The 23,042-nt window shown below is 72.4% G+C and carries 24 protein-coding genes; 8 read left to right on the top strand and 16 right to left on the bottom strand.

The annotated features are described in order from the left end of the window. Positions 1-81 precede the first annotated feature (81 nt). Positions 82-609 (top strand): DoxX family protein, encoded by a 528-nt coding sequence (locus ACLBX8_RS03560; protein WP_447697938.1) that lies wholly within the window; start codon positions 82-84, stop codon positions 607-609. Here the strand turns inward: ACLBX8_RS03560 and ACLBX8_RS03555 are convergent, their stop codons facing one another. Further along, on the bottom strand, positions 610-2,058 hold the full coding sequence (locus tag ACLBX8_RS03555; RefSeq protein ID WP_447714751.1) for an MFS transporter: 1,449 nt from the start codon (positions 2,056-2,058) through the stop codon (positions 610-612). Between the two features lie 207 nt (positions 2,059-2,265). Here ACLBX8_RS03555 and ACLBX8_RS03550 point away from each other — a divergent pair, with 207 nt between their 5' ends. The 3 genes from ACLBX8_RS03550 (at position 2,266) to panE (ending at position 5,820) form a co-directional block, all read left to right on the top strand. Then, on the top strand, positions 2,266-3,156 hold the full coding sequence (locus tag ACLBX8_RS03550) for a DUF3313 domain-containing protein (RefSeq protein ID WP_447697937.1): 891 nt from the start codon (positions 2,266-2,268) through the stop codon (positions 3,154-3,156). A gap of 218 nt (positions 3,157-3,374) precedes the next feature. Continuing rightward, positions 3,375-4,868 (top strand): IMP dehydrogenase, encoded by a 1,494-nt coding sequence (gene guaB / locus ACLBX8_RS03545; protein WP_020091461.1) that lies wholly within the window; start codon positions 3,375-3,377, stop codon positions 4,866-4,868. A 7-nt stretch (positions 4,869-4,875) separates the two neighbouring features. Beyond that, on the top strand, positions 4,876-5,820 hold the full coding sequence (gene panE, locus ACLBX8_RS03540) for a 2-dehydropantoate 2-reductase (RefSeq protein ID WP_447714621.1): 945 nt from the start codon (positions 4,876-4,878) through the stop codon (positions 5,818-5,820). Between the two features lie 21 nt (positions 5,821-5,841). On the opposite strand, the gene ACLBX8_RS03535 is transcribed toward panE, so the two are convergent. Next, positions 5,842-6,015: a hypothetical protein gene (locus tag ACLBX8_RS03535; RefSeq protein ID WP_165923052.1), complete on the bottom strand. Its 174-nt coding sequence runs from the start codon at positions 6,013-6,015 to the stop codon at positions 5,842-5,844. A gap of 155 nt (positions 6,016-6,170) precedes the next feature. On the opposite strand from ACLBX8_RS03535, the gene ACLBX8_RS03530 reads away from it, so the two are divergent. Further along, positions 6,171-7,529, top strand: a complete 1,359-nt coding sequence (locus ACLBX8_RS03530) for an RsmB/NOP family class I SAM-dependent RNA methyltransferase (RefSeq protein ID WP_447714620.1) — start codon at positions 6,171-6,173, stop codon at positions 7,527-7,529. A gap of 115 nt (positions 7,530-7,644) precedes the next feature. Next, the gene (locus ACLBX8_RS03525; RefSeq protein WP_447714619.1) at positions 7,645-8,658 is read left to right on the top strand and encodes an alpha/beta hydrolase; all 1,014 of its coding nucleotides are present in this window, start codon (positions 7,645-7,647) and stop codon (positions 8,656-8,658) included. 4 nt (positions 8,659-8,662) lie between these two features. On the opposite strand, the gene ACLBX8_RS03520 is transcribed toward ACLBX8_RS03525, so the two are convergent. From ACLBX8_RS03520 to ACLBX8_RS03505, 4 genes are all read right to left on the bottom strand, one after another. After that, entirely contained in the window at positions 8,663-9,901 is a 1,239-nt protein-coding gene (locus tag ACLBX8_RS03520; protein ID WP_447697932.1) for a peptide ABC transporter permease, read from the bottom strand. Between the two features lie 106 nt (positions 9,902-10,007). Continuing rightward, positions 10,008-10,532: a DUF2937 family protein gene (locus ACLBX8_RS03515; protein ID WP_447714618.1), complete on the bottom strand. Its 525-nt coding sequence runs from the start codon at positions 10,530-10,532 to the stop codon at positions 10,008-10,010. A 93-nt stretch (positions 10,533-10,625) separates the two neighbouring features. Next, entirely contained in the window at positions 10,626-11,639 is a 1,014-nt protein-coding gene (locus ACLBX8_RS03510) for a WD40 repeat domain-containing protein (protein ID WP_447697930.1), read from the bottom strand. Next, positions 11,636-12,310 (bottom strand): YoaK family protein, encoded by a 675-nt coding sequence (locus ACLBX8_RS03505; protein ID WP_447697929.1) that lies wholly within the window; start codon positions 12,308-12,310, stop codon positions 11,636-11,638. The genes ACLBX8_RS03510 and ACLBX8_RS03505 overlap by 4 nt, the downstream gene beginning before the upstream one ends. A gap of 207 nt (positions 12,311-12,517) precedes the next feature. Here ACLBX8_RS03505 and ACLBX8_RS03500 point away from each other — a divergent pair, with 207 nt between their 5' ends. After that, a complete protein-coding gene (locus tag ACLBX8_RS03500) occupies positions 12,518-12,949 on the top strand; it encodes a response regulator (protein ID WP_447697928.1) in 432 nt (143 codons plus the stop codon). Between the two features lie 24 nt (positions 12,950-12,973). Beyond that, positions 12,974-13,360: a photosystem reaction center subunit H gene (locus ACLBX8_RS03495; RefSeq protein ID WP_447697927.1), complete on the top strand. Its 387-nt coding sequence runs from the start codon at positions 12,974-12,976 to the stop codon at positions 13,358-13,360. Between the two features lie 29 nt (positions 13,361-13,389). On the opposite strand, the gene ACLBX8_RS03490 is transcribed toward ACLBX8_RS03495, so the two are convergent. From ACLBX8_RS03490 to proB, 10 genes are all read right to left on the bottom strand, one after another. Continuing rightward, positions 13,390-14,019, bottom strand: a complete 630-nt coding sequence (locus ACLBX8_RS03490; protein ID WP_020091472.1) for a DUF2939 domain-containing protein — start codon at positions 14,017-14,019, stop codon at positions 13,390-13,392. A 24-nt stretch (positions 14,020-14,043) separates the two neighbouring features. Continuing rightward, positions 14,044-14,598 (bottom strand): RNA pyrophosphohydrolase, encoded by a 555-nt coding sequence (locus ACLBX8_RS03485; protein ID WP_447697926.1) that lies wholly within the window; start codon positions 14,596-14,598, stop codon positions 14,044-14,046. A gap of 94 nt (positions 14,599-14,692) precedes the next feature. Next, complete coding sequence (locus ACLBX8_RS03480; RefSeq protein WP_447714617.1) at positions 14,693-15,928, bottom strand: divergent polysaccharide deacetylase family protein; 1,236 nt, start codon at positions 15,926-15,928, stop codon at positions 14,693-14,695. A gap of 175 nt (positions 15,929-16,103) precedes the next feature. After that, positions 16,104-17,441: a S41 family peptidase gene (locus ACLBX8_RS03475; protein WP_020091475.1), complete on the bottom strand. Its 1,338-nt coding sequence runs from the start codon at positions 17,439-17,441 to the stop codon at positions 16,104-16,106. Then, positions 17,441-18,796 carry a murein hydrolase activator EnvC family protein gene (locus ACLBX8_RS03470; RefSeq protein ID WP_447697924.1) on the bottom strand — a complete coding sequence of 452 codons (1,356 nt, stop codon included), beginning with the start codon at positions 18,794-18,796 and terminating at the stop codon, positions 17,441-17,443. The genes ACLBX8_RS03475 and ACLBX8_RS03470 overlap by 1 nt, the downstream gene beginning before the upstream one ends. A gap of 12 nt (positions 18,797-18,808) precedes the next feature. Continuing rightward, a complete protein-coding gene (rlmH, locus tag ACLBX8_RS03465) occupies positions 18,809-19,303 on the bottom strand; it encodes a 23S rRNA (pseudouridine(1915)-N(3))-methyltransferase RlmH (protein WP_447714616.1) in 495 nt (164 codons plus the stop codon). A 15-nt stretch (positions 19,304-19,318) separates the two neighbouring features. Beyond that, positions 19,319-19,705 carry a ribosome silencing factor gene (gene rsfS / locus ACLBX8_RS03460; RefSeq protein ID WP_081636441.1) on the bottom strand — a complete coding sequence of 129 codons (387 nt, stop codon included), beginning with the start codon at positions 19,703-19,705 and terminating at the stop codon, positions 19,319-19,321. Between the two features lie 75 nt (positions 19,706-19,780). Then, entirely contained in the window at positions 19,781-20,440 is a 660-nt protein-coding gene (locus tag ACLBX8_RS03455; RefSeq protein WP_447697923.1) for a nicotinate-nucleotide adenylyltransferase, read from the bottom strand. A 19-nt stretch (positions 20,441-20,459) separates the two neighbouring features. Then, entirely contained in the window at positions 20,460-21,758 is a 1,299-nt protein-coding gene (locus ACLBX8_RS03450) for a glutamate-5-semialdehyde dehydrogenase (RefSeq protein WP_447697922.1), read from the bottom strand. A gap of 159 nt (positions 21,759-21,917) precedes the next feature. Next, a complete protein-coding gene (gene proB / locus ACLBX8_RS03445) occupies positions 21,918-23,033 on the bottom strand; it encodes a glutamate 5-kinase (RefSeq protein WP_100250928.1) in 1,116 nt (371 codons plus the stop codon). Positions 23,034-23,042: the final 9 nt, after the last annotated feature.

The raw sequence follows: 23,042 nt of genomic DNA, 5'->3' as shown, positions 1-23,042 counted from the left end.
CGGTTGAGGCGGCGTCCTTAACGGGGTCTTCAGCGGAAAGTTGCAAAACTGCCGTCCTGATCCACCCGACCGGACACGCCGATGCTCGCCCGCGCCCAGGACGGAACCCTCCTCGTCGCGCGCCTGCTGCTGGCCGCCGCGCTCCTGCCGACCGGGATCGCCCGGACGCTCAACGTGTCGGGGTTCGCGCTGGCGCTCGCGGGGGCCGGGATGCCGTTTCCCAACGGCGTCGCCACCGCCGCCGTGGTGGTGCAGGTGTTCGGACCGCTCGCCCTGATCCTCGGCGTCCTGCCGGGGCTCACCGGGCTGGCGCTCGCGCTCTTCGCCGTCGTGACGGCCTGCGTGCTCCACCCGTTCTGGTACTATGTGGGACCCGCCGCGGTCGCCGAGCGCACGCTGATGCTGGCCGATCTCGGCCTCGCGGGCGGGTTCCTCATGTACGCCCTGAACGGTCCGGGCGCGCTCAGCTGGCAGGGCTGGCGCGCGGGAACCCGCGCCGCGGCGCCGAGCGCGAAGGCCGCCCCCGCGAAGGGTTCCGGCAAGGGTAGCGTGCCGCGGAACGCCGGCAAACGCGCTGCCGGCCGGCCGCCGGCCGGCGCCGCGGCCTGATCAGCCGTGCCGCGGCCTCATCTCGGTCGTCGGGGCGGGCGGCGCGGCAGCCATCTTCCGCCCGGAGATCTCCGCGCCGGCATCCGGCGACAGGTTGCGGAAGGCCAGTGCCGAGGCCGCCGAGATCACGGCGACGGCGAAGAAGGCCGGCCCGAAATCCGAGGCCTGGATCTCCGTTCGGCCGTGAAACCCGGCATTCCCCTCGAGCGCCAGCGCGCCCAGCGTGACGCCGAGGCTGAGCGACAGCTGCTGGAAGACGCTGGCGAAGCTCGTGGCCGCGCTCATCTCCTTCGATTCGAGGTCGGCGTACGCGATGGCGTTGACGCAGGTGAACTGGATAGAGCGCGAGCAGCCGCCGACGAACAGCAGGATCACCATGATCCAGTGGGGCGTCTGCGCGGTGTAGAACCCGTTGACCGCCAGGAAGGCCGAGGCCAGGAGGGCGTTCCAGACCATCAGGGCGCGGAAGCCGGTGCGGCGCAGGATCCGCGGCCCCAGGGTCTTCACGAACATCGCCCCGGCCGCCGCCGCGAAGGTGATCAGGCCCGACTGCAGGGCGTCGAGCCCGAAGCCGACCTGCAGCATCAGCGGCAGCAGGAACGGGATCGCCCCGGTGCCGATCCGGAACAGGCTGCCGCCGAGCACCGCGACCCGGAAGGTCGGCCGCCGCATCAGGTCGAGGCGGACGATCGGGTAGGGCACCCGCCGGGCATGTGCCCAGTAGAGCGGCAGGAGCACCGCGCCCGCGGCGAGGCAGCCCCAGGAGATTTCCGCCGGCAGCAGGTGGCGGCCGAGGGAGGCGAGGCCGAGCATCAGGGCGGCGAGGCCGGTCCCGAGCAGCGCGAAGCCGAGCAGGTCGAGGGGCGGCCGCTCCGGCTCCCGCACGTCCTCGAAGTACAGGCTCGCCAGCACGATCCCGGCGCAGCCGATCGGCAGGTTGATGAAGAAGATCCAGCGCCAGTCGAACCACGTGGTGATCAGGCCGCCGACCGGCGGACCGAGCACCGGGCCGACCAGCGCCGGGAAGGTCAGGTAGGCGAGGGCCGTCACGAGCTGCGATTTCGGCACGCTGCGCAGCACCACGAGGCGCCCGACCGGCACCATCATGGCGCCCCCCATGCCCTGGAGGAACCGCGCGGCGACGAACCACGCGAGGCCGTTCGCGGCCGCGCAGGCGAGCGAGCCGGCCATGAACACCACGAGGGCCGCGCGGAACACCGTCCGCGACCCGTACCGGTCCGCCATCCAGCCGCTCACCGGGATGAAGATCGCGAGGCTGACCAAGTAAGAGGTCAGCGCGAGCTTGAGGGCGATCGGGTCCTCGTGGAGGCTCGCGGCGATGCTGGGGAGCGCCGTGGCGATCACCGTGGAATCGGTGTTCTCCATGAACAGCGCGGTGGCGACCGTCAGGGGGACGATCCAGAGCGGTCTTTGGGTGGTTGCGGGCATCATACAGCAGACGCATGTCGCGCCGCCGCGGTTGCACGGCAGCGCGGCCACCTCGCACCTTCGTGTTTCGCGAATGTATCCATCGTGCAACAGAGGTTGAGCCGCGGCGCGGAGCCACCTTTTTTGCGGGTGCGCCAATGGCTAAGTTTCCATCACGCGTCCGTGAGGCCGCTCCAGCCGGCCCGGGGCCGGCGCGCGAGGATTTCGATGCAGCCCAGCCCCAGCAAGGTCCGCTCCGTGGCGCGGATCGCCGCCGGCGTCGCCCTTCTCTCGATGGTCGCCGCCTGCGGCACTGTCCTGCTCAACGATCGCGGCTCGCTGACGCGCTACGACCGGCTCAAGTCCAGCGATCAGGTCGCCTCGGCCTCGCGGATCTACGTCGACCGGCCGGCCCTAGCGAGGGCCCGCACCGTCCGCATCATCCCGACGGCGTTCCACGCCGACGTGTCCGGCGCCGCCCCGCTGACGGCCGCCGAGCGGCGGCTCATCGCCAACGCCGCCGACCGGGCGCTGTGCTACGACCTGTCGCTGAAGTACGACATCGTCACCAGCCGCGACGCCGACCTGACCGTGCGGGCGCAGGTCACCCGCGTCGATCCGACGGACCTTCTCGGTGCCGGCGCGACCATCGCGGGCTCGGCGGGCGTGACGGTCGCCTCGCAGCTCGGCCTGAGCTTCGCCGAGGGTGTCGGGCGCGTGCCGATCCCGCGCGTGCCGATCGGGCTCGGGAGCCTGACGGTCGAGGCCGAGGCTCTGGACCGGCGCCGCGAGCAGCGGGCCGCCATGGTCTGGGGCGGAGCGGCCAACTCCTTCACCAGCCAGCCGCGCTTCTCCCGCGCCAGCGACGCCTACGACCTCGCAGGCGAGTTCGGCCAGGATTTCGGCTACCTGCTGGCGACCGGCGACGACCCGTTCACCGCGCCTAACACGATCCCGACCTGGGACCGGATCCGCATCACCACCCTGGGCGAGGCGCCCCTCGACCCGGACTGCGAGGCCTTCGGCCGCGCGCCGGGCATCGACGGCATGCTCGGCGACTATATCGGCCTGCCGCCCGAATACACCGACAAGGGCCCGGCCACGCCGGCGATGCGCTGAGGCGCCCGCGCCGACTCCGCGTCTGACCGCGGACGTCCGTTCATGGCACTGACGCGCCCGTCGAGCGGGCGTGGATAAGCCTCGAGCCATGCGCGTTTTCGCGCTGCGACGCATCAACCGCGCATTGGCGCCTTCGCGGAGCCCGTGATACTGGCACTTGCCAACCCGATCCCGCAGCGCGGCCTCCACGCGCGCTGCCGTCCGAGGAAAGTTGGCACATGGCCCGAGTAGAAACCGCATCGATCATCGAGGGACTCACCTTCGACGACGTGCTCCTGCGGCCCGCCGCCTCCTCGGTGATGCCGACCGAGGTCAGCGTCGCCTCGCGGCTGACCCGCACGATTCCGCTGAACCTGCCGATCCTCGCCTCGGCGATGGACACGGTCACCGAGGCGCCGATGGCCATCGCCATGGCGGCCAACGGCGGCATGGGCGTCATCCACCGCAACCTCGAGCCGCCGGAGCAGGCCGAGCAGGTCCGCCTCGTCAAGAAGTACGAGTCCGGCATGGTGATGAACCCCATCACCATCCACCCCGACGAGACGCTCGCCGACGCCTTCGAGGTGATGAAGCTCAACCGGATCTCCGGCATCCCGGTGGTCGAGCGCGGCCCCAACGGCTCGCGGGGCAAGCTAGTCGGCATCCTGACCAACCGCGACGTCCGCTTCGCGACGAACTCCAACCAGCCGGTCGCCGAGCTGATGACCCGCGACCGCCTGATCACGGTCCGCGAGGGCGTGACCCAGGACGAGGCCAAGCGACTGCTCCACCAGTTCCGGATCGAGAAGCTGCTGGTCGTCGACGACCATTACCGCTGCATCGGCCTGATCACCGTCAAGGACATCGAGAAGCGCGTCGCCTACCCGAACGCCGTCAAGGACGAGCAGGGCCGCCTGCGCGTCGCCGCCGCCACGACGACGGGCGACAGCGGCTTCGAGCGGGCCGAGCGCCTGATCGACGCCGGCTGCGACGTGATCGTGGTCGACACCGCCCACGGCCACTCGATCAAGGTGCTCGATGCCGTGGCCCGCGTGAAGCAGCTCTCGAACGCCGTTCAGGTCATCGCCGGCAACGTCGCGACGCGGGACGGCGCCAAGGCGCTGATCGATGCCGGCGCCGACGCCATCAAGGTCGGCATCGGCCCGGGCTCGATCTGCACGACCCGCATCGTGGCGGGCGTGGGCGTGCCGCAGCTCACCGCGCTGATGGAGGCGGTCGAGGCGGCCGGCGAGGCCGACGTCCCGGTCATCGCCGACGGCGGCATCAAGTATTCGGGCGACCTCGCCAAGGCGATCGCGGCCGGCGCCTCCGTGGCGATGCTCGGCTCGCTGCTCGCCGGCACCGACGAGGCGCCCGGCGAGGTGTTCCTCTACCAGGGCCGCTCCTACAAGTCGTACCGCGGCATGGGCTCGGTGGGCGCCATGGCCCGCGGCTCGGCCGACCGCTACTTCCAGGCCGAGGTGAACGACACGCACAAGCTCGTGCCGGAGGGCATCGAGGGGCAGGTCCCCTACAAGGGCCCGGTCGGCAACGTCCTGCACCAGCTCGCCGGCGGCCTGCGCGCCGCCATGGGCTACGTCGGCGGCGCCACGATCCCCGAGTTCCAGGAGCGGGCGCAGTTCATCCGCATCACCAATGCCGGCCTGCGCGAGAGCCACGTCCACGACGTGACGATCACCCGCGAGAGCCCGAACTACCCGTCGCGGACCTGAGGCATCGATGCGCACGCTGATCGTCGGGGCCGGCGCGACCGGCGGCTATTACGGGGCGCGCCTCGCCGAGGCGGGCGCCGACGTCACCTTCCTGGTCCGGCCGGCCCGGGCGGCGAAGCTGGCGGCGGACGGCCTGAACGTCCGCTCGCCGCTCGGCGACCTGCACCTGCCCGCTCCGCCCACCGTCACGGCCGATAGGCTGGCCGGGGCCGGGCGGTTCGACCTGATCCTGCTGTCGTGCAAGGCCTATGACCTCGACAGCGCCGTCGCTGACCTCGCGCCGGCCGTGGGCCCCGACACCGCGATCCTGCCCGTGCTCAACGGCGTGTCGCATCTCGACGTGCTCGACGCCCGGTTCGGTACGGACCGCGTTCTCGGCGGTTCGTGCGCGATCGCCGCGACGCTCGCGCCGGACGGCGCGATCCGCCACATGAGCGAGCTGTGCAGCATCACCTACGGCGAGCGGGACGGGTCGCGCTCGGCGCGGATCGAGGCGGTCGACGCGCTGATGCGCGGCCTCAAGTTCCAGCCGCGCCTGAGCGACGTGATCCTGCAGGAGATGTGGGAGAAGTGGGTGTTCCTGGCGACGCTCGCCGGGGCGACCACGCTGATGCGCGCCGCGGTCGGCGACATCGTGGCGGCACCCGAGGGCGCCGCGCTGATCGCGGCGCTGCACGCGGAGTGCACGACCGTTGCCGCGGCCAGCGGCTTCGAGCCGCGGGCCGTGGTGGCGGAGCGGGCGCGGGCGCAGCTGACGGCGGCCGGGTCCACCTTCACGGCCTCGATGCTGCGCGACATCGAGAACCGGGGTCGCATCGAGGCGGACCACGTGATCGGCGACCTGATCGCCCGCGGCCAGCGGCTGGCGCCGGAGGTGCCGTTCCCGCTCCTGGCCGCGGTCTATACCGGCCTCAAGGCCTACGAGGCCCGCCGGGCGCGGGAGGCGGCCTGAGCCGCGCCCCGCGCGGACGCTTCAGTAGCGGCCGGGCGGCGGCGGGGGCGGGTTGCCGTATTCGAGCTGCGTCTTGGCATCGACCCGCGGACGCGGCACCGGCGTCAGCTCCGGCTGGGCGGCGGGCGCGCTCGCGCAGGCGGCGAGTGAGGCGGTGACCAGGGCCGCGAGGGCGACGCGAACGGTGGACGTCATGGGCTGGGGTACTCCCGGGATGCGCCCGGCGACGGACCGGTCTGGTCCGGGGCGGGCGGATGCCATACGACACGCGGCGGCCCGCACGGCGGACCGACCGCAGCACGGTCTGCGCCGCGAAGGTGCAGGAAGCTCGGCCGTAACGTGGCGGCATCGTGGGCCAAGCGTGGCCGTTTCACGTCGTCATTGACGCACTCCTAAGGATCCGAACTCTGACCCCCGCCGCTCGCTGCTCCGCCGCCATCGAAGTCCTCACCGATATCGCCGAGCGGCGTCGGCCGGCCGCCGACGCCCTGAAGGACTGGGGTCTCGCCCATCGCTTCGCCGGCTCGGGCGACCGCGCGGGCATCGCCAGCCTCGTCTACGACGCCCTGCGGCGGCGGGCGTCGGCGGCCTGGATCATGGGCGCGGACACGCCGCGCGCCGTCCTCATCGGCACACTGCGCCTGCAGCAGGGGCTCGCGGCGGCTTCGGTCGCGGCCCTGTTCACCGGCGAGCGCTTCGCGCCGGCCCCGCTCAGCGACGACGAGCGCGCGCGCCTCGACGGCGGGACGCTGCAGGATGCGCCGCCGGAGGTGGCGGGCGACGCGCCGGCCTTCGTGCTCCCGGACCTCGCGGCCACGCTCGGCGACGACCTCGTTCCGGAGCTGAAGGCGCTGGCGCGGCGCGCGCCCCTCGATATCCGCGTGAACGCCCTGCGCGGCGACCGCGACGCGATCCTGCCGGCGCTCGCGGCCTACGACGCCGCGCCGACACCGCACGCGCCGGCGGGCCTGCGCGTCCCGATCGGCGCCGACGGGCGCGGTCCGGCGCTCCACGTCGAGGCCGAGTTCCTGGAGGGCTGGTACGAGATCCAGGACGAGGGCTCGCAGCTCGCCGCGCTCCTCGCCGCGCCGCGCGCCGGCGAGACCATCGTCGACCTCTGTGCGGGCGGCGGCGGCAAGACCCTGGCCCTCGCGGCGGAGACCGGCAACGGCGCCCGCCTGATCGCCACCGACGGCGATCCGCGCCGGCTCGCGCCGATCCACGAGCGCCTGCGCCGGTCCGGTGCGCTGGCCGAGGTGCGAACCCCGCGCAGCGGCAAGGCGCGCGCCGACGTCCTGGAGGATCTCGACGGCAAGGTCGACCGGGTGGTGGTCGACGCGCCCTGCACCGGGTCCGGCACGTGGCGCCGGAATCCGGATGCCAAATGGCGGCTGCGGCCCGGAAGCCTCGCGCTGCGGACCGCCGAGCAGGCCCAGGTGCTCGATCGGGCGGCGCGGCTCGTCAGGCCCGGCGGCCGGATCGTCTACATCACCTGCTCGCTGCTCTCGGCGGAGAACGACGCCGCCGTCTCCGGCCTCCTGTCGGGCTGGCGCGGCCGCTTCGACGTCGTCCCCGCGGACGAGGTGCTGGCAATAGGGCCGGATTCGCTCCGGTCAGCCGTGCGGAAGACGGCCCACGGGATCCAGATGAGCCCGCTGCGGACCGTGACCGACGGCTTCTACGTCGCCGTCATCGCGCGAAAGAGCTGAGGCGCGCCGCCGCGACGGAACCCGTCTCGCGTCCTTGGGCGTTGCCCCCGCGCTCCCGCGGGAGCCGGGCTCGCCGGGGGGCGGTCCCGCGCGCGGCCTCACCCGGGAGATGCCTTTGCGCCTCGACCGCCGTCTCCTGCTCGCCGGTCTCGGAAGCGTCCTCGGGCTGCGCAACGCCCGGGCGGAAGGGCCGGCGGAGACGGCACCGCAGCCCGCGCCGCACGAGTCGATCCGGGCTCTGCCGCGCTTGCTGCCCGGCGCGGATCTGCAGGTGATCGAGCTGTGGCCCGGCGCGCCGCCGGGCGGCGGTGACGGGCCGAACCCGGACGGCTACCGCTACGTCGAGGGGACCTTCGGCGACATCACCCGGGTCGCGCGGCCCTGTCTGCTGGTCATGCGTCCGGCCAACCCGAACGGCGCCGCGATGATCGTCGCGGCGGGCGGCGGCTACGAGTTCATCGCCCTCGGCAACGAGGGCGTCCCGGTCGGCCGCGTCCTGAACGCCGCCGGCATCACGGTCTTCCTCCTCGTCTACCGCCTGCCCGCGGAGGGTTGGGGCTCGGGGCCGGACGCGCCGCGGCAGGACGCGCAGCGCGCCCTCCGGCTGGTCCGGGCGCGCGGCGCTGAGTTCGGCATCGATCCCGCGCGGGTCGGCGTCCTCGGCTTCTCGGCGGGCGGCCACCTGATGGGCGAGACCGCCGTCGGGAGCGCCCGGGACCTGTACGCGGGCGTCGACACCGCCGACGCCCAGCCGACCCGGCCGGTGCTGGCCGGTCTGATCTACCCCGTCATCACCATGCGCAAGCCGTTCGACCGGACCGCGACCCGCCGCATCCTGGTCGGCGACGAGGTCACCCCCGACGAGATGAAGACCTACTCGGTGGATCTGCAGGTCGGGCCGGAGACGCCGCCGACCTTCCTGGTCCAGGCGATCGACGACCCCGTCGCCGTGGCCGATCATCCGCTGCTGATGTTCTCGGCGCTGCGCAAGGCGCGGGTGCCGGCCGAGCTGCACCTGTTCGAGCGCGGCGGCCACGGCTTCGGGCTCGGCGCGCCCGGGACACCCGTGGCGGCCTGGCCGGGCCTGTTTCTGGCCTGGATCCGCCTGCACGGTTTCCTGCGCGCCTGACCGCTCACTCGCGCCGCGTCTGCATGCGATGCAGCTTGGCGACCTTCGGCCGGCTGGTCCGGAACTGGCCGCGCTCCACCGCGACGAAGACCACGATCGCGATGGCGACCGTCGTGAGCCACCAGACGGCAGTCAGCCCGACGCTCAGGCAGGCCACCGTGAAGGCGGCGGCGAAGCAGCCCATCGCGCCGGGAACGAGGGCCGGGCCGTCCCGGCCGGCCCGCCGGATCGAGGCGTAGAGGGCGAAGGCGGCTGCCAGCGCGCCGACGATGCCGAGCTCGTACCAGAACTCGAAGAGCGCCGTGGTCGGTGCGTTGGCCGGCAGGAGGCCGACCAGGCGTCCGCGCAGGGCCGTCTCGAAGCCGTGCCCGGTGATCAGCCGCACCGGATCGGAGGTGACGACCTTCTGCCAGCTCTTCAGTGACAGCACCGCGGGGGCGACCGGGCCCAGGAGCGCAGCTCCGACCGGCCGCGCCAGGAAGGGCAGCAGCGGTGCCGCCGCCAGCAGGGCGGCCGAGAGGAGAGCGGTGAGCGTCACCCCGAGCCGCGGCCGGTAGCTCGTCACCGCGAAGGCGACGGCGCCGACCGACAGGGCGGCGATCTGTGTCCCGTCAGGCTGGACCGTGAGCGCCAGGGCGACGAGCAGCGCGAGGCCCAGCGCCTCCCGGTCGCGGCGGCGGGATCGCAGCCACGCCAGCGCCGGCCAGAGCAGCAGGATGAGCAGGACGAGACCGCGATCGAGGGCCCCGTCATCCTCGACGCCGGGCGGCGCGATGTGGGCGCCGAACAGCCCGAGCATGATCGCCACGATCGCGCCCGCCACGACGCCGAGCGGCAGGAGGTAGAGGTTCGCCGAGCGCATCCTGTCGGGGAGGGCGAGGTAACCCAGGAGGGCGAGTCCGATGGTCGCGCCGAGATTGGCCAGCCGCTCCAGCGCCGGCCCGAGGAAGGGGGTCCAGGTCAGCGACAGGGCCGACCACAGCACGACCAGCATGCCGGCCAGGAAGGCCGGAGCCGTTAGGAGGCGGTAGGTCGCCGGGCGGACCGGACGCTGGCGCCGGTCGATGACGCTGGCGATGATCAGGAGGATCACGGCGATCGGCGCGAGGATCACCGAGGCGCGGCGGGCGACCTGCGCGAGGACGGGGAGAACCACGAAGAGGCCGAAGAAGCCGATACGCCGCAGCAGCGCGGCGGCGTCGAGCGCCGGATCGATGGTGGTGGAGTTCGACGCGCGCGGCATCTTGCGCCTTCTCCCGGACCGGGACGGCCGGATCCCTGCTCGATACGCAAGGCTCGCGCAAGCTGCTGTAGACGTTGCGCCACAGTCTGGCCCGCGCGAACGGCGCTCAGGCGACGGTCGCGGTCTCCCGCGGGCGCCGGCGTGCGGCCCGCCGGCCGACATCCGACGCGACGCGCCAGCCGCCCCACGCGACGAAGAATCCGATCAGACCCGCGGCCAAGCCGTCGGCGTTCGTGGGCACAGCCGGCCTGAAGTCGTGATAGGCGGCCTCGGCCACCGGCACGTCGGGATCGCGGAGCATCGCCACCACGCGCCCGAGTGGGCTCGTCGCCGCACTCAGGGCCTGCTGCTGGGCGCTGAGGCGGGCGAGACGGGCGATGTCGGCCCGCGCGGCCTCGCCGCGGCGGGCGACGAGCTGGTCCGGGTTGGCGCGCAGCCGGTCGACGGCGCCCTCGCGCGTCGTCCCGGACGCCTGCGCGTCGGATTCGAGGACCGCCACCTGCCGACGCAGCTCGTCCGCGGCCCCCCCAAGGCGCTGCGCGTATTGCTGCGCGAATTCCGGGGCCTGCGCGGCGACCACGCCTCCGAGCAGGCCGAGGGCGAGGCCGAAGGTGCGGAACACGCGAAACATGCCTGGCCTCCGACGGGGGAATCGACCCCCGACAAAGAGCATGCGCGGGGCGGTGGTTCCAGCCGCGGGTGCGACGACCCCTGACCCGGCGTCTCAGCCCGGCAGCGTGAGGAGGCCGGCCTTGCCGTCGGCGCAGCCGAACAGCAGGCGGCCGCCGCGCGCGTCCCAGCCGAGCGCCGTGACGCCGCTCCCCTGGACGGCCGGTCGCACCAGCAACTCGGCCGCGTCGGTGAAGCGGACGAGCAGGATGCAGCCGTCCTCGTAGCCCATGGCCAGGACCGGCGCCTTCGGGTGGAACGCCACGCGGGAGACACGGGCCGGGCGGACGCCGCATTCCCGCGGGGCCTTGCCGGTCGGACCTTCCTTGGAATCGAAGGGCCACACGATCGCCGCCTCGGCCCCGCTGGTGGCGAGCCAGTTCCCGTCGAACGACCACGACATCGAGCGGACCTTGCCGGGATAGCCCGACATCCGCATGTGCCCGCGATCCGGCTGGAGGCGCCAGCCGTGCAGGCTGTTCTCCTGCATGGTCGACACCACGAAGCGCCCGTCCGGCGACCACGTAACGTCGATATGCGAGCCCTTCCAGGTGATCACCTCGGCCGGCGTCTCCAGATTGGGATACCAGAGGCTCACGCCGTTGTAGTGGGCGACGCCGAGCCGGTAGCCCTTGGGCGCGAAGACGAGGCCGCGGGCGGAGGACGGCGCCTCGAAGGTCTTCTCGCGGCCCTTCGCGTCGCGGGCCACGACGGTCCGGCCGGCCGACCACGCCACCGCGCCGTCGGGATGGGCGGCGAGCGCGTCGGTCCAGGCGCCGCCCTTGGCGAGGCCGAGCTGCTCCATCGCGCCGTCGGCGCGGATCGCCACCACGCGGCCGTCGTCGCCCCCGGTGAGCAGCCGGTCGACTCCGCCGGCCGCGACGAGGATCCCGCTGTCGGGATGGGCGGTGACGCGGGTGATCCCGTCCTCCCGCACCAGCGCGACCGTGCCGTCGCTGAGCGCCAGGGCCGGCACGTCCTTCAGGAAATGCGCGGCGAGCACGTGCTCGCCGGGCTCCAGCGCGGCGACGTGACTGGTGAGGGACGGGTTGCTGACGGGGCTGCTCATGTCGGGGGGACATTTGCGGCCGGCGGCGCGGTGCGCAAGACCAGGATCGCGGTAATCAACGCCAGGCCACCCGAGATCGCCGCCGGGGCGATCAGCGCGTAGAGACCGAATTGCTCGTAGGCCCGCGCGCCCAGGTAGGCGCCGAACAGCAGCGAGATCCAGACGGAGGCGTCGCCGAGCCAGCCGAGCGGATCTCCGGTGCGGGTCAGGGCCTGCGCGATCTTCTGGCCCAGGCTGAACAGCGCGCCGGTGACGAAGGTGGTGCCGGCCCGGAAGCCCTTCACCTGCGCCAGGACCGCGTTCTGGGATCCCATCGCCAAGGCGACGAAGAAGGCCGCGACGCCGAGTTCGGGCGACTGGAGTCCGAGCCCCAGACCGGCGAGGATCAGGAGCGACTCGTAGGCGAGGACCGCCGGCGTCGCCCAGCGCGGCGGCACCAGGATCGCCAGCCCGCTCCCGAGGACCGATCCCGTCAGGAACGCCAGGATCAGGATCGCCGGGAGTATCATGTGGTGCAGCTCGACCTGGGCGCCGAGAACGGCGAGCTGCGTGGTGTTGCCGCTCATGAAGGATGTGTAGAGGCCGCCGAGCCGTACGAAGCCGAGGGCGTCGACGTAGCCGGCCATACCGGTAAGGAGCAGGCCGACACCCAACTGAGCCGGGCGGTTCACGGTTCGGCCCCGCGGTCGCAGATCGGTAACGCTCTGTTAACCATTCGGACGCCTTCGTTCAGGGGTGACGGGCCGCGGTTAACGCGCCGCTCACCAAACCCGAGCAATTCGATGCAAACACGGTGAACGCCGCGTCGGAAGGGGTCGTTGCCCCAGCGATCCGGCTCGGGAACACCGTGCCCCCGCCGGGTGAGTGGGAGTTGCGTCATGGTTCCGTTCGCCGCCGCGTTCGTCTGCCCGACCCTGCCCGTTCCGGACCGGGGCGCCGCCACGATCCTGGTCGTCGAGGATGAGCCGACCGTGTGCGAGCTGGCCGCCGAGGCGCTCCTCGAAGAGGGCTACCGGGTGCTCACCGCCGCGGATGCCTGGGAAGCCGAGGCGATCCTGGCCCGGGAGAGCGTCGACCTGCTCTTCACCGATATCGATCTGGCCCGCAACACGGACGGCCTTTCGCTGGCCCGTTGCGCCCGCCAGATCTCGCCCGACCTCCCGGTCGTCTACACCTCCGGGGGGCGGGCTTCCCTGGCAGGCTGCGAGGCCGTTCCGGGCTCGGTATTCGTGCCGAAGCCGTACCGCCCGAGCCAGCTCGTGGCGCTGACGCAGGACGTCCTGCGCACCGCGCCCGTTCACACGTTCTGAACTGGATCTTCGAGGATACCCGCCATGTGGCGCTCTCTTCCCGCAATCGGCCTCGCCCTCGCCGCCGCGGTCGCCGCATCGCCGGCCCGGGCCGCCTGCGACGTGAAGGGTGCGCAGATCGAGGAGGCGATCGCCAAGAAGAGCGAGCTGCGTGAGGACGCCAACGCCCAGCTGGTGCGCGATCTGCGGACCCTGCGCGACGCCGCGATCGTCCTCGAGAGCTACAAGTTCCCCGGCGAGTGCGAGGTCCTGCTGGGGATCGTGCGCTCCCTGCTGGCTAATCCAGGCAAGACCATCGAGCAGAGCGGCGACACCGACGAGGAGAAGGCCGAGGACCTGATCGAGGCGCGCGAGCCCAAGGCCGCGGCGGGCGAGCCCAAGAACGCGCCGGGCGGGCCGAAGGCGAAATAGCGCCTCGCCGTCCGGGCCGCCGCGCCGCCTCAGCGCTCCTCGCCGGCACTGGCTCCGATCTTGGCGCGTGCCAGGGCGCGGCTGAGCTTGGCGGCGATCTGCGCGCGCAGCATCTCCGCCATCTCGATATCCACCAGGCGCCAGCTCAGGCCGCGCAGCCGCAGCCGGATCCGCGTGCGCTCGGCGCGTGACCCTTCCGGCGGGATCGGGATCACGACCGCGCGGAAGCCGCGCATCTCCAGGGCCGCGTAGTACGGCATGAGCCGCCCGAGGCCGCGGATGACCAGCCCCTCCGGCCGTGTGCCGGCCGGGCGCTCGAGGTCGAGCTTGTCGGGCCAGCCGTTGGCCAGCAGGTCCATCACCGTCTCCGGCGTCACCATCGTCTCGGCGAGCGCCAGGGCGAGGCCGTAGGCGGCGTCGTTGAGACGCTGGCGGTCGCGGGGCTCGAGGTCGGGATCGGTCTCGGACGCCGCGCGCATCGCGGCGGTGATCTGCCGGACGAGTGACAGGCGCAGCGTCCGGAAGTTCACGTGGCTCTCGACATAGGCGGCATCGTGCCGGCGCACCGCCTGCGCCAGGTCGTAGAGCGACCAGAGCGGGCTCATCGTGAAGGCGAGCCACGCCAGGGCGAGGGCGACCGGGACCGCGAGCCAGCGCACGGCCTCAGCGCCCCGTCCGCGCGGTCATGACCGCGCCGCCCATCGATCGAGGCCGGCGAAGGCGGCCACGACGCGCTCGTAGACCGGCCGCTTGAAGGGAACGATCAGGTCCGGAAGCTCGGAAAATCGCGCCCACCGCCAGGCGTCGAACTCCGCCTTGTGGGCGCCGCCGCCGGGCCGGAGCACGTCGATCAGATCCTCGCTGCCGACGAAGCCGTAGGCGAACCATTTCTGCGTCTGTCCGCGGTAGCGGCCCTTCCAAGCCTGCTTCATCACCGCCGGCGGCAGATCGTAGGGGAGCCAGCCCGGAATTTCGGCCAGGAGCTTCACGGCCTCGGGCGGAACGTTGGTTTCCTCGTAGAGCTCGCGGCGGGCGGCGGCCTCCGCGTCCTCGCCGGGATCGATGCCGCCCTGCGGCATCTGCCACATGTGCGGACCGTCGACGTGCTCGGGACCGGCATCCTTTCTGCGACGCCCGACGAAGACGCCGCCGGACGGCGCGATCAGGGCGATGCCCACGCAGGGGCGGTAGGGCAGGGCGATGCCCGGGTCGGAATCCGTTACCATCGCGGCGACCATAGGTCAGGGGGAGGCGAGGCGGCAACGTCGACCAAGTCTTCACCGGCCCGGAAGGCGCCGGATCTACTTGCGCTGACTTTGGACACGGACACGCTCAATCGGCAGTCGAGACCCGCTTGTCGCGGGCGCCCCGCAGCGCCACGCTCGCCGGCACGAGGCGCAGCCCGCGCGAGTCGATCTCCTTCGCCCAGCGGGCGATCCGATCGATGCTCAGCGGTGTCCCGGTCGCCGAGACCAGGGCGAAGCCGTTGGCGCGGGCCCGGGCCTCGGCCTGGGCGAGCGCGGCGTCGATCGCGTCGGCGCGCGGCGTGGCGTCCAATACGATCTCGGCACGGGCCACCGGCGTCTTGCCCTTGTTGGCGGGCGCCGCCGCGGGTTTCGGGGCCGTGCCGTCATCGAGGAACCCGAGACCGCGGGCGCCGATCTCGCGCAGGACCGGCTCGAAAGCCGCGTCGGCCATCAGCTTGGAGCCCATGAAGTTCACCGCGCCGACGTAGCCCGGGAAGCGGCTCATCGCCCAGGCGAGGCGGTCCGCGTTCTCCGGTCCCCGCAGCGCGGTCAGCAGCGTCTGCGGACCCGGATCGCTGTCGGGATAGTCGAAGGGTTCCATCGGGAGTTGCAGGAAGATCTCGTGGCCGGCATCCCGCGCGCGCGCCGCGGCGCGCTCGGCCTCGCCCCCGTAGGGCAGGAAGGCGAGGCTCACGGCGGCGGGCAGGCGCGCGGTGGCGCCCGCGGTCGCGGTCTGACCGACGCCGAGACCGGTCACCACGATCGCGATGCGCGGCCCGCTGCCGGCCTCCTCGGTCCGGGCGTAGACGTCGAGGGCGCGGATGCGGCCTTCGCCGAGCTTCGGCATGAGACCGTGGCGGCCCGCCTCGCTGATCCGCGGGTCGGGAGCCTGGGCGAGACGGGGGGCGCTCGGCGGCGGCACGCGGATCACCACCGCCTCGCTCGGCCCGCTGCCGGCCGGGCGCACGACCGTCACGCCGGACGCGGTCTCGACCTCCTCGGCGCTGCGCTGGAGGGGCGCCGTTCCCGGCGCCGTGGTGATGACCTGGGGCTGCTGGGCGACTGGGGCCTGTGCGGCCGGACGGGCCGCGGGTTCGCGCATCGCGATCGCCACCTGCACGCGGGGCTCACCGCCGTGGGGGTCGCCCAGCGCGAGCACGAGGCCGGCCGCCACCGCGAAGCCGGCCGCGAGCGCCGCGGCCGCGACCCGGGGCCTGCGGGCAGCCGCGATCAGCCGTCCGATCCGGCCTGCGGGCTGCTCCGGCGCCGCCTCCGGCACCCCGAGGGGGCGCGTGAGGATATCGTCGGTGGACTCGGTCAAGCGGCTCTCGATACGGGATCGCGGTTCCTGCGCCGGTCGGCGCGGTCCCAACCCTCGCATCCATTGCGGCCGGGTATGGTTAAGGTTCCGCTAATGCCCGGTCCCAGAACGGGAAATCCCGCCCGGCGGGAGGCCGGACGGGATCGGGTCAGAGCGGCGCGGCCTTAGCGCGCGATCAGTTCGGCAGGCTCGGCTTCTGCTGCTGCGCGGGCGTGCCGTTGGCGGCGCCCTTCTGGATGCCGTGGAGGAAGTCGACGGCCGAGATCAGCTGCTTGTCCTTGGCCGGATCCGGCGGGACGTAGGCGGAGGATCCGCCGCGCTCGTCGGTGTCCTTCTGCTTCAGGTGGCCCTTCAGCCCGGCCTCACCCTTGGTCTCGTCCTTGCCCTTGAGCTCGTCCGGCACGTCCTGCGTGACCTCGACGTCCGGCTCGATGCCCTTGGCCTGGATCGAGCGGCCCGACGGCGTGTAGTAGCGCGCCGTGGTGAGCCGGAGGGCGCCGGAGCCGCCGAGGGGGATGATCGACTGGACCGAGCCCTTGCCGAAGGAGCGCGTGCCCATGATGGTCGCGCGCTTGTGATCCTGAAGGGCGCCGGCCACGATCTCGGAGGCCGAGGCGGAACCGCCGTTGACCAGCACCACTATGGGCTTGCCCTTGGTCAGATCGCCGGCCTTGGCCGAGAACCGCTGCGTCTCGTCTGGGTTGCGGCCGCGGGTCGAGACGATCTCGCCGCGATCGAGGAAGGCGTCGGAGACCATCACGGCCTGATCGAGCAGCCCGCCCGGGTTGTTGCGCAGGTCGACGATGTAGCCCTTGATCTTGTCGGCACCGATCTCGCCCGTGAGCTTGTCGATGGCGGCCCGCATCCCGTCGAAGGTTTGCTCGTTGAACTGGGTCAGGCGGATGTAGGCAACGTCGCCGCCCTCGATCTTCGAGCGCACCGGCTTGATCTTGATCACGTCGCGGGTGAGCGTGACGTCGATCGGGTCCTTCGACTCCTTGCGGCTGATCTTGAGCTTGACGCTCGAGTTGACCGGGCCGCGCATCTTGTCGACCGCCTGGTTCAGAGTGAGGCCCTGGACCTGGTCGTCATCGATCTGCGTGATGATGTCGTTCGCAAGCAGGCCCGCCTTCGCCGCCGGGGTGTCGTCGATCGGCGTGACGACCTTGATCAGGCCGTCCTCCATCGTGACCTCGATGCCGAGGCCGCCGAACTCGCCGCGGGTGGTGGTCTGCATGTCGCGGAACGCCTTGGCGTCCATGTAGCTCGAGTGCGGGTCGAGCGACGTCAGCATGCCGTTGACGGCCGCCTCGATCATCTTCGACTCGTCCGGCTTCTCGACGTAGTCGGTGCGGACCTTCTCGAAGACGTCGCCGAACAGGCTGAGCTGGCGGTAGGTCTCGGCCGAGGCGGCCACGGCCCGCGGACCCGACAGGAAGTCGGTCTGGGTCGCCACCATGGACGTTCCGGCACCGAGGAAGGCGCCGAGCATGATCAGGGAAGTCTTGCGCATCAGCCGCGAACCTTCTCGCCAAGTACCGTATTATTCGGGCTCTTCGCCCACCACGGCTCCGGATCGATGGAGCCGCCGTCCTTCTTGAACTCGACGTAGAGCGTGGGATCACCCTCGGACCCGCCGGGACCCGCACCCCTGTCGCCCATGCTGCCGACCGGTTCGCCCGCGAGCACGAACTGACCGACCTCGACGCTGATCTGGTCCATCCCCGCGAGCAGAAGATAGTAGCCGTCGCCCGCGTTGATGATCAAGAGTTGGCCATAGGACCGAAACGGCCCGGCGAACTGCACCCAGCCGTCGGCCGGGGACGAGACCGACGCCTTCGGGCGGGTCGTGAACGACACGCCGCGGGTCGTCCCGCCGTTGCCGTCGGGCTGGTTGAAGCCTCGTGCGACGCGTCCGCTCACCGGCCGCGGCACTTCGCCCCGCGCCTCGGCGAAATGCACCTTGGGGGCGAGCCGCGCCGGATCGCGGAAGCCGGCCGCGGCGAACCGCTCTTGCGTGATGCGCACCTCGCGCTCCGCGGCGGCCTTGGCCTCCTCGGCGGAGCGCTTCGCCGCGGCGACCTCGGCTTCCGTGCGGTCGAGCAGGTCCTTCAGGTTCTTGGCCTGCGCGCCGAGCTCGGTGGCGCGGCGCCGCTCGGCCGTGAGGCCGCTCTCCACCTCCGCCTGCCGCGCGCGCCGGGCGGCGACCAGGGCCTGCAGGCGCTGCTGCTCGCGCGCCCAGCCGGCAAGGTCGTTCGAGAGGCCTTCCTTGTCCTGCGCGATCAAACCGCGCAGCCTGATCATTTCCGCGAGATCGGCCGCGAGCGTGTCCACCTCGCCGCGCAGTTCCGGCACCACGGCACCGAGCAGCATCGAGGTCCGGATCGCGGCCAGCACGTCCTCGGGGCTCACCAGCACCGCCGGCGGCGGGCGGCGGCCCATCCGCTGGAGCGCCGCCAGGATCTCGGCGACGATGCCGCGCCGACCCTGCAGCGAGTGCCGGATCGCGGCCTCGCTCTCGCTCATCGCCTTCAGGCGCTCCTCCAGGCGGCTGAGGCGGTCTTCTGTCGCCTGCGCCTGTCGATTCGCGTCGAGGAGGGCGGTGTCGAGCTTCGCGCGGTCGGACCCGATCGCCGCGATCTCCGCCTCGAACTGCGCGCGCTGTCCGGCGCTGGCGGCGAGGGCGTCCTGCACGCGCTTCAGGTTCTCGGCCCGGCGCTCCCGCTCCTCGTTGGCCCGCTGGATCGCCTCGGGATCCGTGGGCTTCGGGGTCTCGGCGCGCGCGGCGACAGTGATCGACAGCGCGGCCAGCAGGGCGAGTGCCGCGCGCGCGCGCCGCGACACAGGCTTCGACTCGGGCTCGGACATCCTCACGGCCGCTCAGCCCGCCTCACCGCGATGGTACGGGTGACCGGCCAGGATGGTGAGGCTGCGATAGAGTTGTTCGACGGCGAGCACGCGAACGAGTCCGTGGGGCAGGGTGGCGGCCCCGAACGACAGGATCAGCTCCGCGCGCGTCCGAATTGAGGCGTCCAGCCCGTCCGGGCCGCCGATCACCACGACCAGGGCCGGCCGTGCCGCGTCGCGCCAGGCGGCGACGCGCTCGGCCATGGCCTCGCTGGCGAGATCGGCCCGACCGCGCTCGTCATAGGCGACGAGGACACCGCCCGCGGGCAGATGGGTCGCGAGCGCCGCCGCCTCCTCGACGCACCGGTCCGGGGCGCGACGGGCGCGGGATTCCGGGATCTCGACGCTGTCGCAGGACGGGAAGCCGAGGCCGCGTCCGAGCTGCGCGGCGCGGTCGCGATATCGTGACGCGAGTTCGCGCTCCGGCCCGGCTTTCAGCCGTCCGACCGCGGCCAGGACCAGGCGCACGGATTCGGATCCGGCCTAGCCGGCCGCGATCCCGACGGGGCGGTCGGCGCCCCACATCTTCTCGAGGTTGTAGAAGCCGCGGACCTCGGGGCGGAAGATGTGCACCAGCACGTCGCCGGCGTCGATCAGCACCCAGTCGCAGGCCGGCATGCCCTCGACCCGGGCGTTGCCGTAGCCACGATTCTTCATCTCCTGGATGATCTTGTCGGCGATCGAGCCGACGTGACGCTGCGAGCGACCCGACGTGATGATCATCGTGTCGGCGAGCGAGGTCTTGCCGGCCAGATCGATCGCGATCGTCTCCTCGGCCTTCATGTCGTCGAGGCATTCGAGGGCGAGCGCCTTTAGGTCGTCCGAGCGCGCCTGACCGGCTTCGACCGGGGCCTGGACGGGGGTTCGGATCGTCTCCGTGTGACTGGTTTCGGGCAGAGTCCTGGTTCCTCGTTCTGCCGCACGGCGACGTCGGGCCTTGCGGGATCAGGTGAAATTGGCGGTATCGGGCCGCGATTGCAACCGCGCAGGCTTCGGCGGCGCCGTCCCCCGACCCGTGCGCGCGCGGATCTGCGTGGACGACAGGGTCGAGCGCGGCCCGTGCAGGAACATCCAGGCCGGCGGCGACCGCAGCGCGAGCGTCGACGCCGCCGCCTCGGGGACCCGGGCACCGGCGAGGCGCCGTGCCGCGCGGGCATTCAGCGGCGTCATGGTGAAGCCGGGCCGGTCGATGACGGCGATCGGCACGAGGCGGGCGATCTCGGCGAAGCCCTTCCAGCGATGGAAGGTCCCGAGGGAATCGGCTCCCATGACCCAGACGAAGTGAACGCCCGGGCACCGGCGCGTGAGGAAGCGCAGCGTCTGCACGGTGAAGCGGACGCCGAGCGCGGCCTCGATCCCGGTCACGGCGATCCGCGGGTGCCGGGCGACCCCGCGCGCCTGGGCGCACCGCGCCGCGACGGTGGGCAGGGCGCTCCGGCTCTTGAGCGGGTTTCCCGGGCTCACCAGCCACCAGACCCGGTCGAGCCCGAGCCGACGCAGGGCCGCGAGCGTCACGTGCCGGTGGCCCAGATGGGCGGGATTGAAGGATCCGCCGTAGAGGCCGATCCGCATGCCGGGAGCGCTCGGCGGCAGGGTCAGCCGCACGCCGAACCGTCAGTGCGCGTCACGGACGGATCTGGCCGCTGCCGTGGACCCGGTACTTGAACGTGGTCAGCTGCTCGACGCCCACCGGCCCGCGCGCGTGCATCCGCCCCGTGGCGATGCCGATCTCGGCCCCGAAGCCGAACTCGCCGCCGTCGGCGAACTGCGTGGAGGCGTTGTGGGTGACGATCGCCGAGTCGACCTCGGCCAGGAAACGGGTCGCCTCGGCGTCGTTGTCGGTGATGATCGCGTCGGTGTGATGCGAGCCGTAGGTCTCAATGTGCTCGATGGCGGCCTCGATCCCGTCCACCACCCGCACCGCGATGATCGCGTCGAGGTACTCGGTGTGCCAGTCCTGCTCGGAAGCGTCCGTCACCCGGGGATCGACCGCGCGGGTCGCGGCATCGCCCCGGACGGCGCAGCCGGCGTCGAGCAGGGCCTGGACCAGCGGCGCGAGATGCGTCGCCGCGCAGGCGCGGTCGACCAGCAGGGTCTCGGCGGCGCCGCAGACGCTGGTGCGGCGCATCTTGCTGTTGAGCAGCACGGTGCGGGCCATGTCGAGGTCCGCCGCCGCGGCGACGTAGACGTGGTTGATACCGTCGAGATGGGCGAAGACCGGCACGCGCGCCTCGGCCTGGACGCGCTCCACGAGGCCGCGGCCGCCGCGCGGGACGATCACGTCGACGCAGCCGTCGAGGCCCGCGAGCATCAGCCCGACCGCGGCGCGGTCGCGGGTGGGCACCAGCTGGATCGCGTCCTCCGGCAGGCCCGCATCGGCGAGCCCGCGGCTCATCGCCTTCGCGATCGCCATTGCGCTGCGATGGCTGTCCGAGCCGGCCCGGAGGATCGCCGCGTTGCCGGCCTTGAGGCAGAGCGCGCCGGCATCCGCCGTCACGTTGGGGCGCGCCTCGAAGATGACGCCGACGACGCCGAGCGGCACCGCGATGCGCTCGATCAGCAGGCCGTTCGGCCGCTCGATCGCGGCGAGCTGGCGCCCGACCGGGTCGGCGAGCGACCCGACCTTCTCGACCGCGTCCGCGATGGCCGCGAGGCGCCCGGGGTCGAGCGTGAGACGGTCGATCAGCGCGGCGGTCTGGCCCGCGCTCCGGGCGGCGGCCACGTCCCGGGCGTTCTCGCCCAGGATCTCGTCGCGGCTCGCGCGGATCCGCTCGGCGATCAGCTTGAGCGCGACGTCCTTCGTCCGCGCCGAGGCCAGCGCCATGCGCCGCGCCGCCGCCCGGGCGCGGCGGCCGATCGCCGCCATCTGCTCCGGAAGGGCGCCGGCCTCGGCGAAGTCCGATCTCAGGTTCAGGACGGGCACGCTGGCGTCCTCGGTTGTCGACGGCCGCGCGCGCGGCCCGGACGGGGGGAGAGCGCCGTATTTGCACATCGAACGCCGTCTCGACAAGAGTGCCGGGCCGGGAACGGTGGCGATCATCGAGACAAAAATTGTAAATAGATTAGCTTGTGTCGACGATTTCTAGAATAGTGCCAAGTCATCGCGGTGCACCATCCAGGCGCGACCGGGATAATTGAGCAGTTCCGGAATGCGCGCGCTCGGATGACCGATGATCAGCGCGGCCTCGGCGCTGTCATAGGCCACCAGACCGCGGCCGAGGATCCGGCCCTCAGGATCGCGGATCATCACGGCGTCGCCGCGGGAGAAGCTGCCCTCGATCGCCCGCACGCCCACGGGAAGCAGGCTGGCCCCGCTCCGGAGCGCCTGCTCGGCGCCCGCGTCGATCGTCAGGGTGCCGCGCGGCTCCAGCGAGCCGGCGATCCAGGTCTTCCGGGCGGCCGTGGGCGTGGACCCCGAGAGGAACCACGTGCAGCGCGCGCCGTCCCGCACGGCCTTCAGCGGGTTCTTCCCGCGCCCGTCCGCGATGACCAGGTGCGTGCCGCCCGAGGCCGCGATCTTGGCGGCCTCGACCTTGGTGCGCATGCCGCCCCGCGACAGCTCGGAGGCCGGGCCGCCGGCCATCGCCTCGATCTCGGGAGTGATCCGGTCGACCACGGCGAGGTGGCGGGCCTCCGGATCGCTCTGGGGCGGCGCCGTGTAGAGGCCGTCGATGTCCGAGAACAGCACCAGCACGTCGGCGTCGATCATGGTGGCGACCCGGGCGGCGAGCCGGTCGTTGTCGCCGTAGCGGATCTCCGAGGTCGCCACCGTGTCGTTCTCGTTCACGACCGGCACCGCGCGCATCTCCAGGAGTTTCAGCACGGTGGCGCGGGCGTTGAGGTAGCGGCGGCGCTCCTCGGTATCCTGCGGCGTCACGAGGATCTGGCCGGCGACGATGCCGTGATGGCCCAGCGCCTCGGCCCAGTGGCGCGCCAGCGTGATCTGCCCCACCGAGGCCGCGCCCTGGCTCTCCTCCAGGCGCAGGACGCCGGGCGGCAGGCCCAGCACCGTCCGGCCGAGGGCGATGCTGCCCGAGGACACGACCAGAACGTCGACGCCGCGCCCGTGCAGCTCCGCGATGTCCTCGGCCAGCGCGGCGAGCCAAGCGTGGCGGAGGCGGCCGGCACTGCGGTCGACCAGCAGGGCTGAGCCGACCTTGATGACCACGCGGCGGAATTCTTCGAGGGCAGGGATCATGATTCTTGC

Source organism: Methylobacterium sp. D48H, assembly GCF_053345715.1.
Note: the sequence above shows the minus strand (reverse complement) of the source record. Positions and strands in the feature narration are given on the sequence as shown.